The following is a 17,137-nucleotide window of genomic DNA, read 5'->3' as shown; positions in this document are numbered from 1 at the left end:
AACATTATGCGAATTGTAAATATAATATTTTTAATTTTTGCATTTACTTTTTTATGCTTCCATTGCTTAAGTCAAAATACTGGCAATGAAAAAAATATTATTGTACTTACTAAAAAGAAAAGACCCCTTTCAAAACCAAGATTTATTACCAATAATGAAATGGTATTTTGCAAAACAATTGATAATAAAAAATCAGGTTATATTAATAATATAGGCAATTATTCTATAAATATAGACATTTTTAAGATTGATTATAAATCTATATATTCTCTTAATAACATGAGAACATCCGATTATTTTCAAAGAACTTTAGGTTATACAATAGTAGGTTTAGGAATTGCGACTGTCATTTTTTCACCTGTTTTAGCTCCGCTTGGAATAATGCTTACTAAAACAAAAAGAGATAATTTCAATTTGATAAATGATTGGAATTATAAAGTTATTAATACAACGATGTATGCTCAATCAAAAAACATAGCAGACACCATAAAATTAATAGAAAAATCAATAATAAAAGATGTCAAAACCGAAAGGAGAAAGCTTCCATACATAAATGATAGTACATGGGAAAACACTTTTTATATATACCCTTTAAATGCAGTAAATGAATTAGATATGGGTTACGAAAGAAGGATTACAAGCAGGATTGGGATTGAAGCAACATACGGAATAATATATTCTTGGAAAAATCACTATTTTAACGATATTTTACCTAATAACTATAAGAATCCATTTATAAACAATGGCTATTCTTTCAAGCTTAGAATGAAATATTACTATAATTTACGAAATTATGTGGGGATTAATTTCCTTTATAAATATTTTTATTTCAATAAAAAATCAACTTATTCTTTTGATAGCTATGATATTATATCTATTATCTCCGAACAATCTGCCTCAAATAGGGTAATTGGTTTATTTGTCAATTTTGGTTATTGGTTAAAATACAACCATTTTATTTTTGACATTTATTCAGGTATTGGATTAAAAAATATTGATGGGAAAATCACAACATATTCTTATAAATTCAAAGGTGGTAGTAGTTATCATTATGATTACAACCCTCCCAAAATTGAATCCACAAGATATGCGAGCGGTGAGCTTTATGGGCCTAATGGAAGGTTGTTTTACCCATCAATTCAACTTGGAATTAAAATAGGTTATTGTTTTAAATAAAATTAGTAAAATGCTACAAACAAATTACATTCGCGAAAATAAAGAAGACGTCATAAAACGTCTATCAGTTAAGAATTTTGACAGTACGGAATTAATTGAAAAAATAATTTCAATTGATGATGAACGCAAAAAAATAAAAACTTCGCTTGATGAAACACTCACAAAAGCTAATGTTTTAGCAAAAGAAATTGGTGAACTTTTTAAAAAAGGCGAAACTCAAAAAGCAAATGAATTAAAAGAGCAAACAAAAGAACTGAAAGAAAACGAAAAAGTTTTTAATGAAAACTTATCTTCACTCGAAAAAGAAATAACCGATATATTGCTTGTAATTCCTAATTTACCTCACGCATCTGTTCCGAAAGGAAAATCCGCAGAGCAAAATGAAATTATTTTTGAAGAAAATAAAAATATTGATTTAGGAAAAAATAATTTGCCTCATTGGGATTTGGCTGCAAAATATGACATCATAGATTTTGAACTTGGCAATAAAATTACCGGCTCGGGATTTCCTGTGTACAAAGGCAAAGGAGCACGATTGCAGCGTGGCTTAATCAATTTCTTTCTTGATGAAGCAGTAAAAGCCGGTTATAAAGAAATGCAGATTCCGTTTTTTGTTAATGAAGCATCGGCTTATGGAACCGGACAACTACCCGATAAAGAAGGACAAATGTATTCTGTTCCTTTAGATAATTTTTATTTAATTCCAACTGCGGAAGTGCCTGTTACTAATCTATACAGAGATGTTATTTTAAAAGCAGAAGATTTGCCGTTAAAAAATTGTGCTTATTCTTCCTGTTTTCGCAGAGAAGCCGGTTCTTATGGAAAAGATGTACGTGGTTTAAATCGCTTGCATCAGTTTGATAAAGTTGAAATAGTTCAAATTCAACATCCCGACAAATCATACCAAACGCTTGATGAAATGCTTGAACATGTGAAGGGATTATTGCGAAAATTAGAATTGCCATTTCGCATTGTTAAACTTTGCGGCGGCGATATGAGTTTTGCTTCTGCTCTAACTTTCGACTTTGAGGTTTATTCCGCTGCACAAAAGCGTTGGCTCGAAGTCAGCTCTGTTAGTAATTTCGAAACATTTCAATCGAACAGAATGAAACTGCGATTTAAAGACAGCGATAAAAAAACAAAACTTGCTCATACTTTAAATGGAAGCGCTTTGGCATTACCGAGAATTGTAGCCGCATTACTCGAAAACAACCAAACCGAGAACGGAATTAAATTACCTAAAGCAATTGCTGATTATGCGGGGTTTGAGGTGATTTAACAAAACTCACATCGTCAATTTCTGAAAAACTTCTTCAATACTTTGCTCTTCTTTTTTCATTGAAAGTACGGTAAGGTTATTTTTCACGGCAAACTGAAAAATAGTAGGACGTATGTCGTTTGCTTCAGCAGAATGTATTTCCCAGATATTATCTTTAATATTCTTTACGGTTGTAACTTGAGGAATATTTTTAAGTAAATTCACATCAACTGCGATATCAAATTCAACTGTAACAATATTTTTATTTGATGAAATTTTATGAAGATTTGCAGTTGAATCATTGGCAACTATTATTCCTTTATTAATAATTATTGCTTTGTCGCATATTGCTTCAACTTCCTGCATTATATGTGTGGAAAGCAAAACGGTTTTTTCTTTTCCTATTTTTTTAATAAGATTTCTTATTTCAATAATCTGGTTTGGGTCGAGTCCTGAAGTCGGCTCATCTAAAATCAATACTTCCGGATTGTGAATCAATGCCTGCGCCAAGCCAACTCTTTGCTTATAACCTTTCGACAATGCTCCTATTTTTTTCTTTTGCTCAACTTCAAGCCCTGTAATTTCAATTATTTCATCAACTCTATTTTTAATATTTTTTATTTTAAAAATTCCTCCCGTAAAAAAAAGATGCTCTTTAACGTACATATCATAATACAGCGGATTATTTTCAGGCAGATAACCAACTTTTCTTCTCACTTCAATTGGTTCATCAATAATATCAAATCCGCAAACAGAAACCGCACCTGAATTCTGTGGTATGAAACATGTTATTATTTTCATCATTGTGGATTTTCCGGCGCCATTTGGTCCTAAAAAACCAACTACTTCACCGGCTTTTACTTCAAACGACACGTTATCTAATGCTTTCTGCGTTCCAAATATTTTTGTGATGCTATTAACTTTAATTGACATTTTTTTTAGTTTCCAGTTTAGAGTTTTCAGTTCTCAGTTTTTTCTCATTGCTCACAGTTCGTAATTCACAGCTTTATTTATAGTTTTCAGCTTACAACTTTCAATATTTTTAATCCTAATTCCTAAATTCTAAATCCTAAATATTAAATGCGAAGTTAAAAAAAATAGTGAAAATAACTTTTCTTTTAAATAAATTTTGCTTTTCTTTGCAAACGAAACAGTGGAAAGATTTGATTGATTGCAACCACTTTTAAAAAAATGCTAAAACAAGGTTTAGCCCGTCAATCAACTTCCCTTAAAATTATTTATTAACTAAAAACTTAAAGAAATGTCTTATTTATTTACATCGGAGTCCGTATCTGAAGGACATCCTGACAAAATTTGCGACCAGATTTCTGATGCGTTATTAGACGATTTTTTGCGCCAAGACCCTGAATCAAAAGTTGCATGCGAAACATTTGTTACAACCGGTCTTGTTGTTGCAGGCGGTGAAGTTAAAACCAACGGCTATGCTGATGTTCAGCGAATAGCCAGAGAAGTTATTAAAAATATTGGCTATACAAAAGCCGAATACAGATTTGATTGCGATTCATGTGGTGTTATTTCTGCAATTCACGAACAATCTCCCGATATAAATCAGGGTGTTGTTAGAGAAAAAGAAGAAGACCAGGGTGCGGGCGACCAGGGAATGATGTTCGGTTACGCTACTACCGAAACCGAAAATTACATGCCTCTTTCAATTGATTTATCGCATTTGCTTTTGATTGAATTAGCAGCCATTCGTAAGGAAGGCAAAAAAATGAAGTATTTGCGTCCCGATGCAAAATCGCAGGTTACTATTGAATATGATGAAAATCAAAAGCCATTAAAGATTGATACTATCGTTGTATCCACTCAACATGATGAATTTGTTCTTCCTGCCGACAATTCAAAGAAAGAAAAGGATTTTGCAGAAAAAGAAATGATAAAACAAATAACATCCGACATACAAAATATATTACTTCCAAGAGTTAAAAAAGATTTACCTAATAACATCAAAAAGTTATTTGCAAACGATACAAGGTTACTTGTCAATCCTACAGGTAAATTCGTTATTGGCGGACCACACGGTGATACTGGCTTGACGGGAAGAAAAATCATTGTTGATACTTATGGTGGCAAAGGTGCTCACGGTGGTGGTGCTTTCTCGGGAAAAGACGCATCAAAGGTTGACCGCTCTGCAGCTTATGCGGCACGGCACATTGCGAAAAATGTAGTTGCAGCAGGTGTTTGCGACGAAATATTAATTCAGGTTGCTTATGCCATAGGAGTAGCCCAGCCAGTAGGATTATACGTTAATACTTATAACTCTTGTAAATTAAAAAATGCAAGCGGCAAGAAAATCAGTGATGGCGAAATTTCTGAAAAAATCAATAAGTTATTTGATATGCGTCCGGCAATGATAATAAAACGACTCGGACTCAAAAATCCTATTTTCACGGAAACCGCATCTTATGGGCATTTCGGAAGAACTCCTTTCAAAAAAACAGTAACTCTGATGCACAATGGTGTTGAAACATCAAAAGAAGTTGAATTCTTTACTTGGGAAAAACTCGATTATGTTGAAAAAATAAAAAAGGAATTCAGCATAAAAGAAAAGGCGTTGCAAACGCAATATTCATAATTATTAAAAAACCGCAAAGACGCAAAGACGCAGAGAAAGATAATATTTATTATAACTTTGCGACTTAGCGTCTCGACGGTAAAAAATTATAGTTTCTTTATTTCTTCAACTGCTTTAAGGAAGGTTTTATCAACTTTGAGAATTACAGGGTAAAAACTTTCATTGTTAAAAATCAATCTGCCGATAAATGCTTTAAGATAAGTTTTAATCATCGTTTCCGATATTTTGGAATTATCGATGTTTTTGCCAATTCCCTTTTTTGAAGCAAACTCAATAAAGTTTTTGTACATTTCATCTGTTACAATAAAGTTGTTGTTGAATGTTTCGGATTTATATTTTTTATTTAATTCTTTTCGGTTTCTGTCGGCATAATCAAATGCAAATTGATTAATAAGTCCTTTGTTAGCAACGTCAAAAAAGTATTTTACACTTTTTCCCGTATCGTTTCGAACAGTTATGTCGGGTGTTATGCCACCGCCGCCATATACTATTTTCCCTTTGGGTGTTTTGTACTTTAATGAATCGGGATGAGTACTCTTTTTTGGTGCACCTGATGTATCTTCATCTTCAGTATATTGTTTAAAAAAATCGTTATAATAATCACTGGTGTTTGCACCATAAGGTCTCTGGATGCAACGACCAGTGGGAGTATGATATCTTGCAATTGTAAGCCGCAAAGCCGAACCATCCTGTAGTTCCATTTGTTCTTGAACTAACCCTTTGCCGAAAGAACGCCTTCCTATTACCAATCCTCTGTCATTATCCTGTATTGCACCTGCAAGAATTTCACTTGCAGAAGCCGACCATTCATCAATTAAGACAATAATTTTCGTGTCTTCAAGTTCACCTTTACCTGTGGCATAATAATCTGTACGCGGGCGATTTCTTCCTTCAGTGTAAACAATTAATTTTCCTTCATAAAGAAATTCATCAGCTATTTTAACAGCAATATCAAGATAACCGCCGCCATTACCCCTTAAATCCAATATTAATTTTTTTATATTTTTGTTTTTTAATTTTTCAATTGCAGTTTTCATTTCGTTAAATGTTGTTGCAGAAAACTTGCTGAGTTTGATATATCCTGTTTGCTTATCAAACATAAAAGCAATGTCAACACTTTTTTCGGGAATTTTATCGCGGACAATAGTAAAATCAACTAATTTATTATATCCGTTTCGTAAAACACTTATTGTAACTTTAGTTCCTTTTTTACCTCTGAGCTTGCTGAAAACTTCCTTATTTGTAATTTTTATTCCGGCAGCATTAATATTATTTATTTTTATGATTCTATCACCTGGTTTCACACCAAGGGATTCCGCCGGTCCGCCGGTAATAGTTGAAATTACAATTACAGTATCTTTTTGAATGTTAAATTCAATACCTATCCCTTCAAAGCTTCCGGTAAGCATTTCATTGGTTTTTTTTAGTTCCGAAGCAGGAATATAATACGAATGAGGGTCGAGGTTTTGTAATAAATCAGCAACAGCAATTTCAGTTAATTTATTTTTATTAACGGAATCAACATAATATTCATCAATAATATTAAGAATGTCGTTGAACTTGTTACTTTTATTTTTTTCAAATGAAAAAATGTTTTTAGAAGATGATTTTCCGAAATTAAGAAAATTGCTTCCGATAACAATTCCTATAATTATTGCAAATGCCAATAAAACGGGCAAATAAATCTGTAATTTTTTGTTGTCGTTCATAGTGAATTATAAAATAAAAGCTTTCGTTAAAATGAAAGCTTTATGAGTATACCTAACTGCACTTGGTTCGAGCCAATTTGTTAGTAATTTACTAATTAAAAATACAAAGGTAGAAAAATAAATATATAAGTTAAAAACAAATTTGAAGTTTTAATGTTAGATTAAAACCAATGGTGCATAAGCTTGCTTTTATCAGAGCAAGAGAGCGAGAACTATCTCTTAATAAATTCATTGAAAAAGTAATCGAAAGAGAAGTTAAATAAACAAACTATTTTATCATACAGCTAAGCATTTTATTTCCTTCAATAAATGCTTCGAGTTTATCGCCGATATTAAGTGGACCTATACCGGCAGGAGTGCCTGTAAAAATAACATCTCCTATTTTCAATGTCATAAATTTCGAAACATGAGAAATTATTTTTTCGAAAGAAAATATCAAATCATCTGTATTGCCTTTCTGAATAGTTTTTCCGTTGATGTTCAAATGAAAATTTATGTCATTAACATTTTTAAATTCTTCTTTTTTAATAAAACTGCTGATAGGAGCAGAGCCATCAAAACCTTTGCATTTTTCCCATGGCAGTCCGTTTTTTTTACATTCATCTTGTAGGTCGCGGGCAGTAATGTCTATTCCGATTCCGATTTTATCAAAATAAGTATTTGCAAATTTTTCCTGAATATTTTTTCCGACTTTACAAATCCTCAGAAGAATTTCAACTTCATAATGAACATTTTTTGAAAAATCGGGATAAAAAAAAGGGCGATTATTCAGAATAATTGCTGTCTCAGGTTTGAGAAAAAAAATAGGTTCTTTGGGAAATGTTTTTTTTGTTTCAATTACATGTTTTCTGTAATTATAACCGATGCCAATGATTTTCATGTGGAAATAGTTTTTCGTTAATTGTTAATAGTTAATTGTTATTTGTGCTTATAAACCAAAACTTAAAAATATTGACCTTATTACTATTAACAATTAACTATTTTATCATTTATTAAAATCCCTGAGTTTTATTGCGGTTAAAACTCTTTTTGTAGAGATAGGAAAATCACTATTCATCATCCAGTTGTAATAAGATGGTTCTTTTTTTAAAACTTCTGAAATGAGTTTTCCTTTATGTTTTCCGAAATTAAATATTTCAATACCGTTTTCGTTATATGCTATTCTGCCAACGAGGTCAGCAAAATTTCCCGCACATGAAAAATCGTGAAGAAAATTTATGTCCTTATTTTTTAATTCATCATATTTTTCCAATTGTGATGCAAAAACTTCATACGTTGCTTTAGCATCGGCTTCAGCGCTGTGAGCATTCTGTAATTCTTTATTGCAGTAAAATTTATATGCGGCAATTAAATTACGTTGTTCCATTTTGTGAAAAATATTCTGAACATCCACAAACTTTTTTTTACTGATATCAAAGTCAATACCGGTGCGATAAAATTCTTCAATCAAAATTGGAATATCGAATTTATTTGAGTTATAACCGGCGATATCACAATTTGATAAAATGTTATTTATTTTTGCTGCAAGTTGTGAAAAAGCAGGGCAATCCTTAATATCTTCATCTATAATTCCATGAATTTTTGTACTTTCAATTGGAATGGGAATAGTAGGATTTATGCGATAAGTAATAGTTTCGGTACTGTAATCAACGCCAACTTTAAAAATGGAAAGCTCAATAATTCTATCGGTGGTAACATTTATTCCTGTGGTTTCAAGGTCAATAAATGCTAATGGTTTCGAAAGTTTAAGATTCATTATTTTTTTTGTTTGTTGTTATTTTGTTCGACTTTAGGAAAATTGAAAACAGGTGGTTTATTTATTAATAAGGCAAGATTTTTTTTAATTTCGGGTACATAAAACTCAAAATCACCGATAGTAAGCTGGCAAATATTTTTTTCAAAACCTTCGCCTTTTATTTCTATAGTATATTCACCCGGTAGTAGCATCATTACGTATTTAGCTGTTACGGGATTTGGTTTATATGTACCGATATGTTTTTTTGTGGATTTTTCAGTAACAGTAATTTCAGTGTTTACTTTCAAATCTTTAATTAGCGGTTTCAGCAAAGTGTCTTTTATTACAGTATCGGCAATTTGCTTTACTTTCTGAACAATATTGACCGAATCCTGTGAAGTGATATATCCGGAAACTAATGTGGGTTTTGGCGATATGTCGTTAAAAGTTATTCTGTAAATATCCAAATCACCATATCCTTCCGGTCTAAAAGCTGAAATATATGCATGTCTTTTATCCGAGCTGAAAGATATTGTTTTGTTATCATCAACTGTATTTATAGGATATCCTAAATTAACAGGCTCGCTCCAGTCATTTTCTTCATCATTCCATACTGATTTAAAAATATCATATCCTCCCATGCTGTTATGTCCCAGTGAGCAGAAGTAAAGAGTTTTACCATTGTTGGTAATGTAAGGACAGTCCTCATCCCATTCGGTATTTATACGATTACTCAATCTGGCTGGAGTTCCCCAGTCACCATCAGGTAATTTTTTTGAAATGAAAATATCTTTTATTCCTGTTAAATTGTTTAAATCACTTGAGAAGTAAAGTTTTTGTCCATCTGCAGTAATGCTTGCTGCCATTTCAAGAGTTTTTCCGTTAATGTTATAACTCATGATTTCGGGTTTTCCAAATGATTTACCTTTTTTTTCGGATACGAAAATATCACCAAATCCTAAATAGTTGTCAAAATAAAGAAACATCGTATTTCCGTTTTCAGATAAGCTAACTACATCTTCAGACAAATCGGAATTAAAAGTACCGCCAAGATTTTTTGCTTTTGACCATAAGCGATTTTTATAATAAGAGATATAAACATCAGGCATTAAAAACCCATCATAGTCATATTGTGTTTCGCCTGTTTGCCCTCTTACATTTCCTATTCTTTTTGATGAAAAAACCATGAAGGATTCATCGCCCGGTACGTAAGGATTATAATCGGGAAATTCGGAATTTATAGTTGGTCCAAGATTTTCAAAAGTAACATTTACAGAATTTCGTATAAGTTCCATTGCATTGTAACACATTTCTATCTGAAGGGTTGCCGGAATATCCATGTAATCTCTTCCTTTTGTGAGTTCTCTCCTGAATTTATTGAAACAATTAATTGCATCTTCAAATCTGTTTGCATATTTGTAAGCTACTCCAAGTTCGTAATAGGCATCGAAATTACTTTTATCTTTTTTTAAAACACTCTCAAGTAAAGGAATCGCTTTTAGTTTATCAATATTTGTATATAAATAACAAAGAGCAACTTTATATTTATAAAGAGCATTTGACGTATCCTTTTTTAATAGCATTAAATATTGTTTAAGTGCATCCTGATAATTGCCACCGGAAAAAATAAGTTTGGCATCTTTTTTATTTCCGATAGTATCTTGTTGCTGCTGAGCTCGTGCACTTTTGGGATTTTTAGGTGTAGGGTTGGTTTGGCTATATGTTGTGTATGTAAAAGAAATAATTGAAAGAAATAAAAGATACGTTTTTATTGAAGTATTGATTTTAAACATTTTATTTTTTTTTATATTACGAAATTAAAAAAAATAAAAACACAAGTGCATAATAAAATCATTTTTTTAATAAAAATCACACAGATAAATTAAATAACTATATTATATCCGTTACAACAACTGAAAATCAATGTTTTTAAAACAAATGTTCAATGTTGTTAATAATTTTTTTAAAAAATATTTTGGAAATAAAAAAAATTATTACCTTTGTCGACTAAATCGATAGACATTGTATTAAATATTCGAATATCAAAATACATGATTAAATATTTTATATAAAATTTTAACCGGAATAAACCAAAAACAAAATATGATTATAGATAATATATTTTTCAGAAAGAAAGCCAAGCAAAACGGAATTGATGTGAAAATAAAAGACCGTCCATTAAAAAGTATAATAAAATCTTTTTCATGGCGTTTTGTGGGAACGTGTGATACGATATTTATTTCATGGTTGCTAACGGGAAAAGCAACAATCGCATTTTCAATAGGAGGAGTTGAAGTGTTTAGTAAAATATTTCTATATTACCTTCATGAACGTGCGTGGGAAAACATAAGGTGGGGTAGAATGAGAGTCGTAATTAGAAGAAATACCCGATTAACAGGAAGAATAATCAGAAAATCATTTTTATTCGTACAATAAAAAAAATAATTGTGATGTTAATAAAATATAAATTAAAACATATTGAGGAATTAGAATCGGAATCAATATATATAATTCGTGAAGTAGCGGCTCAATTTGAAAAACCAACTCTGCTTTTTAGTGGCGGCAAGGATTCTATTGTTATGTTTCACATTGCACGAAAAGCATTTTATCCGGCTAAAGTTCCATTTCCTCTTTTGCATATTGATACAGGGCATAATTTTCGGGAAACACTTGATTATAGGGATGAACTTATGGATATAACAGATGCAAATTGTATTGTTAGATTTGTTCAAGACGCTATAAATAAAGGAAAAGCAATTGAGGAAAAAGGACCAAATGCAAGCAGAAATGTACTTCAAACAATAACTTTGCTCGATGCAATTGAAGAATTTAAGTTTGATGCAGCAATGGGTGGGGGTAGGAGAGATGAGGAAAAAGCAAGAGCAAAGGAGCGTTTTTTCTCGCATCGCGATGATTTTGGTCAATGGGACCCGAAAAATCAGCGACCGGAACTCTGGAATATTTTCAACGGTAAAAAAAGAATGGGTGAACATTTCAGGGTTTTTCCTTTAAGCAACTGGACAGAAATGGATATATGGCAATATATTTATTCCGAAAACATTGAAATGCCAAGTTTATATTTTACTCATCAACGAGAGTTGATAAAACGCGATGGTATTTTACTTGCCAAATGTCCTTATATTCCTTTGAAAGAAAGTGATGAGATAGTTACAAAAAAAATCCGATTCAGAACAATTGGCGATATGACTTGTACCGGAGCTGTTGAATCGCCTGCATATAATATCGAAGAAATAATTCGCGAAGTTGCTGCTTCGAGAGTTACGGAACGTGGCGGCAGATGGGATGATAAACGCTCCGATGCAGCTATGGAAGATAGAAAAAAAGAAGGATACTTTTAACAAATTGTGAAATTGTGAATTTATGAAATCGCGAACAAAAATAAATCATGAATTATAAAAATGAAAATAAAAAAATCTATAACTACTGCTGACAACCAACAACTAACAACTAACAACTATCTCAACATGGAATTACTCCGCTTTACAACAGCAGGCAGTGTTGATGATGGTAAAAGTACTTTGATTGGTAGATTACTTTATGATAGCAAGGCGATTTTTGAAGACCAACTCGAAGCCATTGAAGAAGCAAGCAGAAGAAAAGGGGAGGAGCAAGTTAATTTGGCTTTGCTTACCGATGGCTTAAGAGCCGAAAGAGAACAAGGAATAACAATTGATGTTGCATACAGATATTTTGCTACGCCAAAAAGAAAATTTATTATTGCCGATACACCCGGACATATTCAATATACACGAAATATGGTTACCGGTGCATCTACGGCTAATGTTGCTTTAATATTGGTTGATTCGCGACTTGGTGTTATTGAGCAAACTCACAGGCATTCTTATATTGCTTCGTTATTGAGAATTCCGCATTTAATTCTGTGTGTTAACAAAATGGATTTAGTTGATTACAGTCCCGATGTTTTTAAAAAAATAAAAAATCAATTTCTTGAGTTTTCTGAAAAGCTTGATATAACAGATGTTCACTTTATTCCTATAAGTGCTAAATATGGAGATAATGTTGTAGATAAATCTTCAAAAATGAATTGGTATGAAGGCGAAACTTTATTAAGCTTGCTCGAAACTATTCCGATTGAAAAGGACGAAGATATAAACGATGCCCGCTTTCCGGTACAATATGTTATTCGCCCTCAATCTGACGAATATCACGATTATCGTGGTTATGCCGGTCGTATTGCAGGAGGTGTATTTACTAAAGGTGAAGATGTTTTGGTTTTGCCGTCGGCAATTAAAACAAAAATTAATTCAATAGAAATAAATGGTAAACAACTTGATTCTGCTTTTGTTTTGCAATCGGTAAATATTACTCTTGCCGATGATATTGACATTAGTCGTGGTGATATGTTGGTTAAAGAAAAAAATCAGCCGCAGGTAAATCAGAATATAGAACTTATGATTTGCTGGCTAAATGAAAAACCTCTTGTTGTCGGAGGCAAATATATGGTAAAGCATAATACAAGAGATGTGCGATGTGTTATTGTCGAAGTAGATTATAAAATGGATATAAATAATGTCTGCAAAAATATGGAAGATAAGCACGTTGGTTTAAATGACATTGCGAAAATTAAAATAAAAACATCTAATCCGTTAATTTTTGATTCATACTCGCGAAACAGAATTACCGGTAGCTTGATTCTTATTGATGAAGGAACTAATGAAACGGTGGGAGCAGGGATGATTGTTTGAGATTTTTAAACTATTTTTTTACTTCTTAGGTCTGTGCAACCCACATTCTTTATGTTCTGGTTCTTCCCACCACCAGCGTCCTGCACGAATATCTTCACCCTGCTTTATTGCTCTTGTGCATGGCTGACAGCCGATGCTTGGAAAACCATTGTCGTGTAAAATATTATACGGAATGTCGTTTTGCTTTATATAATCCCACATTTGTTTTTCAGTCCAATTAATTAACGGATTTAGTTTAATCATTTTATTTTGTTCGTCCCATTCAATCATTTTTGTGTTAATGCGGGTAACAGATTGCTCGCTTCTCAAACCACAAATCCAAACTTCATTTCCTGCAAATGCTCGCTTCAATGATTCTGTTTTTCTTGTTTTGCAACATAGTTTGCGATTATCTAAACTTTCATAAAATAAATTTATTCCTTTGCTGATAACCATTTCCTCTACCTTTTGTGAGTCGGGAAAATATATTTCGATTTTTATTCCGTATTTCTTATTTGTTTTATCAATTAAATCATAAGTTTCGGGAAATATTCTGCCTGTATCAAGAGTAAATATTTTTACGGTTTTGTCAATCGAATTAATCATATGAGTCAGCACTTGGTCTTCCGCTCCCATACTGGAAGCAAAACAAATTTTATTTTTATATCGTGATATAAAATGTTCTAAAACCCCAGTAGGTGTTGAATTTTTAAAATTTTCGTTTATTTTATTTATTTCTATTTCTTTCATTTGAATTATTTTAATGCAAAAATACTTTAAAATATTCATTTGCATTTTAGAATGTTCAATAAAATTTAAAAATATTTTTGTTTTTTTTATTTATGTAAATATTTTTATTTTAACTTTGTCGACCAAACTTATAGACATTGTGTAAAATAATATTGAAATGGGGAAATTATATGATAAATTAGTTGAAGATGTAAGGTTTGTTGAAGGAATAAAAGCGTGTTTCAATTGCGGCACTTGCACTGCAATATGTGCTGCTGCCGAATTTTATAATTATGACCCACGCAATATTGCTGATATCGTTCAAACCAAAGATGATGAAAAAATAACAGAACTTCTGAAATCTGATGCTATTTGGTATTGCGGGGAATGCATGTCTTGTAAAACACGCTGTCCCCGCGGTAATGCTCCCGGTTTAATTATTATGGCTTTGCGTGCATTATCTCAGGACATGGGATATTTTATTGAATCTGAAAAAGGCAGACAACAACTTGCTGTTAAAAGAACAGTTGGCGAATGGATTTTGAAGTATGGCTATTGCCTGTATTTAGAGGGAATCGGAACATCACTTCATCCTGAGCAGGGACCAGTGTGGGATTGGATTCAGGATAACTGGAGTGATGTGTTTAAGAGATTGGGTGCTAATTATAAAGGTGAAGGACCCGGCATACTCCGAAAAATTCCCGAAGAAGCATTGGAAGAAATAAGAAAAATATTTGAAGTTACAGGCGGCAAAAAAAGATTTGACAAAATTGAAGAAATGTCGAAAATAAAAGCAAAAGAAATGAAGCTTGATTTAAAAGAAAGCGGAATTGATAATGATTATTGCATGCACATTTATAAAACAAATAACGGGAAGCATTGTCGTGAATGAGAATAGTCGTAAGACAAAAGTCATAAGTCGTAAGAATTTTTCAATCTTTTAATTTTTTAATTGTTTAATTGAAAATATGAAACCTGAAGGGAAAAAGGCAATATGGAAAGATTATCAGAAAGAAATTGCTGATGACAAATATTTTTATGTTCGAAGTTGTGTTCGACAAAATTTCTTTCCCGGCTCAGAAACTGCATTTTTGAAAATTCTCAGAGACGAATTTAAAAAAGATGTTTATGAGCATCCTTGTCATACAACATGCACGGGTATTGGTTATCATGGGGATATTGTTCCTTTGGATACTACAATGACTGTTGTAGCTCGCCAGTTTGCATTAATGACCGAATCGGGATATGAAAATTTAGTTCCATCATGTATTACTTCTTTCGGATTATATACAGAGATACTTGAAACATGGCATCATTTCCCCGAAACAGAAAATAAAATTCGCGAATATTTGAAAAAAGCTACAGGCAGGGAATTTAAAATACCAAAAAATCTTGCTCATGCAAGCGATATTATTTTTAAGTTTCGTAAAGAAATTGCAGCAAAAGCAAAATATAAATTAATAAATAAAAATACTGGTGAACCACTGAAAGTAGTTGAACATATAGGTTGTCATTATTCAAAAATGTTTCCGAGTAAAGGAGTGGGAGGAGCAGAGTATCCTTATGTTTTAATCGGCATGATTGAAGATTGGGGCGGCGAAATAATTGACTATCCTGAGCGCCGTCACTGCTGCGGATTCGGATTTCGTCAATATCTGGTTCAGGCAAACAGAGGTTATTCCATTGCTTGCTCAAAAAAGAAATTCGACTCAATGGAACCTTACAAACCGGATATGATAATTACCAATTGTCCGGGTTGTCCTATGTTTCTCGACAGATGGCAATATGCAATAAAAGAAATGGAAGGAAAAACTTATGGGAAAAATGGTGAGGGAATTCCTGTATTTACTTATGAAGAAGTTGCAGGACTTGTATTAGGTTACGACCCATGGGATTTGGGATTGCAAATGCACCAGACAGATTGCGAACCATTGCTTGATAAAATAGGAGTGGAATATGATAAGAATGAAAAAAGAGAATTAATGAATAATGAATAATTGGTGCAATGTCAAATTGTAATATTTTTTTATCGGACAATAGTGATTTTTATTATTAAATATTAATTATTCATTTGCTAATTAAAAAGAAGACATTTTAAATACATACAAAAATAAATTAATAAAAAAGTATGAAAAAAGTAGTAGTGATAGGTGGTGGAATTGCCGGAATGGAAAGTTCGACATACCTTAAGTCAATGGGATATGATGTAACACTTATTGAAAAGAATTCACAACTTGGGGGGCATTTATTAAAGTGGGAAAAACTTTTCCCGACAATGAGGCAGGGAAAAGATGTTGTGAATTTTTTGAATGATGGAATAAAAATTTCGGGAGTAAATGTATTACTGAATACTGAAGTTGCAAATGCAGAGAAAAGCGGAAATGAATTTAAAATTGAATTAAAAAACGGACAAAAGCTGAATGCGGATGCTGTTTTAATTGCAACCGGCTACGATACTTTTAATGCCCGTCAGAAAGAAGAATATGGATATGGCATTTATGACAATGTTATTACATCAGCAGAGTTGGAAGAATTATTTTCCAGTGGGAAAACATTAACAACTCCTTCCGGCAAAGTTCCTAAAAGAATAGGATTTGTTCATTGTGTGGGCTCAAGAGATGAAAAAGTGGGAAATATGTATTGCTCGAAAGTATGCTGTGTTACTGCCGTTAAACAATCTATTGAAATAAAAGAAAAATTATCCGATACTGAAGTTTATTGTTTTTATATGGATTTGCGAATGTTCGGAATGCACTTTGAAACTTTATACAGAGAAGCACAAGAAAAATGGGGAATTAATTTTATACGAGGTCGACTTTCTGAAGCATGCGAAAATATTGACCATTCATTAGTCGTTAAAGTTGAAGATACTTTAGCAGGAAAACCTTTGAAAATGAATGTTGACATGCTCGTGCTTATGGTTGGCATTGTTCCGTCGCAAGGAACAAAAGAAATAGGAAAAATATTTGGTTTGAAATTCGGAGTTAATGGATTCCTGAAATCACTCGACCAACATATTGCAAACACAAATTCAGATATTCCGGGTGTTTTTTTTGCAGGAACATGCGTTGCTCCGCGACCAATAAATAATACTTTTGTTGACGCAAGGGCTGCAGCAGTGATGGTTGCAAGCTATCTTGAAAATTATAAAGTGGAAAAAAGGATGGAAACAATTTGTAATTAATAACAAGATATGGGAAAAATTTAGGAGTTAGGATTTAAGATTTA

General features: G+C 32.2%; 15 protein-coding genes and 1 pseudogene. 10 read left to right on the top strand and 6 right to left on the bottom strand.

Translation table 11 applies throughout. The annotated features are described in order from the left end of the window. Positions 1 to 6 precede the first annotated feature (6 nt). Together WC223_07170 and serS are read left to right on the top strand one after the other, a co-directional pair. On the top strand, positions 7 to 1,176 hold the full coding sequence (locus WC223_07170; GenBank protein ID MFA6924019.1) for a hypothetical protein: 1,170 nt from the start codon (positions 7 to 9) through the stop codon (positions 1,174 to 1,176). 10 nt (positions 1,177 to 1,186) lie between these two features. Beyond that, entirely contained in the window at positions 1,187 to 2,455 is a 1,269-nt protein-coding gene (gene serS / locus WC223_07165) for a serine--tRNA ligase (protein MFA6924018.1), read from the top strand. Between the two features lie 6 nt (positions 2,456 to 2,461). Here serS and gldA read toward each other — a convergent pair whose 3' ends face one another. Continuing rightward, positions 2,462 to 3,367, bottom strand: a complete 906-nt coding sequence (gene gldA, locus WC223_07160) for a gliding motility-associated ABC transporter ATP-binding subunit GldA (protein MFA6924017.1) — start codon at positions 3,365 to 3,367, stop codon at positions 2,462 to 2,464. A 328-nt stretch (positions 3,368 to 3,695) separates the two neighbouring features. Between gldA and metK the strand changes: the two genes are divergently transcribed. Beyond that, positions 3,696 to 5,030, top strand: a complete 1,335-nt coding sequence (metK, locus tag WC223_07155) for a methionine adenosyltransferase (protein ID MFA6924016.1) — start codon at positions 3,696 to 3,698, stop codon at positions 5,028 to 5,030. A gap of 86 nt (positions 5,031 to 5,116) precedes the next feature. On the opposite strand, the gene WC223_07150 is transcribed toward metK, so the two are convergent. Then, the gene (locus WC223_07150; protein ID MFA6924015.1) at positions 5,117 to 6,739 is read right to left on the bottom strand and encodes a S41 family peptidase; all 1,623 of its coding nucleotides are present in this window, start codon (positions 6,737 to 6,739) and stop codon (positions 5,117 to 5,119) included. A gap of 158 nt (positions 6,740 to 6,897) precedes the next feature. Between WC223_07150 and WC223_07145 the strand changes: the two are divergent. Further along, positions 6,898 to 7,002: pseudogene (locus tag WC223_07145) on the top strand (toxin-antitoxin system HicB family antitoxin). A gap of 5 nt (positions 7,003 to 7,007) precedes the next feature. Here WC223_07145 and WC223_07140 read toward each other — a convergent pair. The 3 genes from WC223_07140 to WC223_07130 all read right to left on the bottom strand — a co-directional run bounded on the left by WC223_07140 (position 7,008) and on the right by WC223_07130 (position 10,267). Beyond that, positions 7,008 to 7,619 carry a fumarylacetoacetate hydrolase family protein gene (locus WC223_07140; GenBank protein ID MFA6924014.1) on the bottom strand — a complete coding sequence of 204 codons (612 nt, stop codon included), beginning with the start codon at positions 7,617 to 7,619 and terminating at the stop codon, positions 7,008 to 7,010. 105 nt (positions 7,620 to 7,724) lie between these two features. Further along, positions 7,725 to 8,495, bottom strand: a complete 771-nt coding sequence (locus tag WC223_07135; GenBank protein MFA6924013.1) for an exonuclease domain-containing protein — start codon at positions 8,493 to 8,495, stop codon at positions 7,725 to 7,727. Beyond that, entirely contained in the window at positions 8,495 to 10,267 is a 1,773-nt protein-coding gene (locus WC223_07130; protein MFA6924012.1) for a tetratricopeptide repeat protein, read from the bottom strand. Before WC223_07130 ends, WC223_07135 begins: the two co-directional genes overlap by 1 nt. Positions 10,268 to 10,577: 310 nt before the next feature. Between WC223_07130 and WC223_07125 the strand changes: the two genes are divergently transcribed. The 3 genes from WC223_07125 to WC223_07115 are packed head-to-tail and all read left to right on the top strand — an operon-like array spanning position 10,578 to position 13,201. Next, a complete protein-coding gene (locus WC223_07125) occupies positions 10,578 to 10,910 on the top strand; it encodes a DUF2061 domain-containing protein (GenBank protein MFA6924011.1) in 333 nt (110 codons plus the stop codon). 14 nt (positions 10,911 to 10,924) lie between these two features. Then, positions 10,925 to 11,833: a sulfate adenylyltransferase subunit CysD gene (cysD, locus tag WC223_07120; protein MFA6924010.1), complete on the top strand. Its 909-nt coding sequence runs from the start codon at positions 10,925 to 10,927 to the stop codon at positions 11,831 to 11,833. Between the two features lie 60 nt (positions 11,834 to 11,893). After that, on the top strand, positions 11,894 to 13,201 hold the full coding sequence (locus WC223_07115) for a GTP-binding protein (protein MFA6924009.1): 1,308 nt from the start codon (positions 11,894 to 11,896) through the stop codon (positions 13,199 to 13,201). A gap of 18 nt (positions 13,202 to 13,219) precedes the next feature. Here the strand turns inward: WC223_07115 and WC223_07110 are convergent, their stop codons facing one another. Beyond that, positions 13,220 to 13,930, bottom strand: a complete 711-nt coding sequence (locus WC223_07110; protein ID MFA6924008.1) for a phosphoadenylyl-sulfate reductase — start codon at positions 13,928 to 13,930, stop codon at positions 13,220 to 13,222. Positions 13,931 to 14,087: 157 nt separating this feature from the next. On the opposite strand from WC223_07110, the gene WC223_07105 reads away from it, so the two are divergent. From WC223_07105 to WC223_07095, 3 genes are all read left to right on the top strand, one after another. Beyond that, positions 14,088 to 14,801, top strand: coding sequence for a 4Fe-4S dicluster domain-containing protein (locus tag WC223_07105; protein ID MFA6924007.1), 714 nt, complete (start codon positions 14,088 to 14,090; stop codon positions 14,799 to 14,801). A 76-nt stretch (positions 14,802 to 14,877) separates the two neighbouring features. Next, on the top strand, positions 14,878 to 15,906 hold the full coding sequence (locus WC223_07100) for a heterodisulfide reductase-related iron-sulfur binding cluster (GenBank protein ID MFA6924006.1): 1,029 nt from the start codon (positions 14,878 to 14,880) through the stop codon (positions 15,904 to 15,906). 131 nt (positions 15,907 to 16,037) lie between these two features. Next, the gene (locus WC223_07095; GenBank protein MFA6924005.1) at positions 16,038 to 17,093 is read left to right on the top strand and encodes an FAD-dependent oxidoreductase; all 1,056 of its coding nucleotides are present in this window, start codon (positions 16,038 to 16,040) and stop codon (positions 17,091 to 17,093) included. The last annotated feature ends 44 nt before the right edge of the window (positions 17,094 to 17,137 follow it).

This window comes from Bacteroidales bacterium (genome assembly GCA_041671145.1).
Lineage (GTDB): Bacteria > Bacteroidota > Bacteroidia > Bacteroidales > JAHJDW01 > JAQUPB01.
Note: the sequence above shows the minus strand (reverse complement) of the source record. Positions and strands in the feature narration are given on the sequence as shown.

Excerpts from the sequence above, each read along its gene's own strand:
- cysD (MFA6924010.1), top strand. The coding sequence starts at position 10,925 with ATGTTAATAAAATATAAATTAAAACATATTGAGGAATTAGAATCGGAA.
- WC223_07105 (MFA6924007.1), top strand. The coding sequence starts at position 14,088 with ATGGGGAAATTATATGATAAATTAGTTGAAGATGTAAGGTTTGTTGAA.
- WC223_07170 (MFA6924019.1), top strand. The coding sequence starts at position 7 with ATGCGAATTGTAAATATAATATTTTTAATTTTTGCATTTACTTTTTTA.
- gldA (MFA6924017.1), bottom strand. The coding sequence starts at position 3,367 with ATGTCAATTAAAGTTAATAGCATCACAAAAATATTTGGAACGCAGAAA.
- metK (MFA6924016.1), top strand. The coding sequence starts at position 3,696 with ATGTCTTATTTATTTACATCGGAGTCCGTATCTGAAGGACATCCTGAC.
- WC223_07115 (MFA6924009.1), top strand. The coding sequence starts at position 11,894 with ATGAAAATAAAAAAATCTATAACTACTGCTGACAACCAACAACTAACA.
- WC223_07125 (MFA6924011.1), top strand. The coding sequence starts at position 10,578 with ATGATTATAGATAATATATTTTTCAGAAAGAAAGCCAAGCAAAACGGA.
- WC223_07140 (MFA6924014.1), bottom strand. The coding sequence starts at position 7,619 with ATGAAAATCATTGGCATCGGTTATAATTACAGAAAACATGTAATTGAA.
- WC223_07100 (MFA6924006.1), top strand. The coding sequence starts at position 14,878 with ATGAAACCTGAAGGGAAAAAGGCAATATGGAAAGATTATCAGAAAGAA.
- WC223_07095 (MFA6924005.1), top strand. The coding sequence starts at position 16,038 with ATGAAAAAAGTAGTAGTGATAGGTGGTGGAATTGCCGGAATGGAAAGT.
- WC223_07110 (MFA6924008.1), bottom strand. The coding sequence starts at position 13,930 with ATGAAAGAAATAGAAATAAATAAAATAAACGAAAATTTTAAAAATTCA.
- WC223_07130 (MFA6924012.1), bottom strand. The coding sequence starts at position 10,267 with ATGTTTAAAATCAATACTTCAATAAAAACGTATCTTTTATTTCTTTCA.
- WC223_07135 (MFA6924013.1), bottom strand. The coding sequence starts at position 8,495 with ATGAATCTTAAACTTTCGAAACCATTAGCATTTATTGACCTTGAAACC.
- WC223_07150 (MFA6924015.1), bottom strand. The coding sequence starts at position 6,739 with ATGAACGACAACAAAAAATTACAGATTTATTTGCCCGTTTTATTGGCA.
- serS (MFA6924018.1), top strand. The coding sequence starts at position 1,187 with ATGCTACAAACAAATTACATTCGCGAAAATAAAGAAGACGTCATAAAA.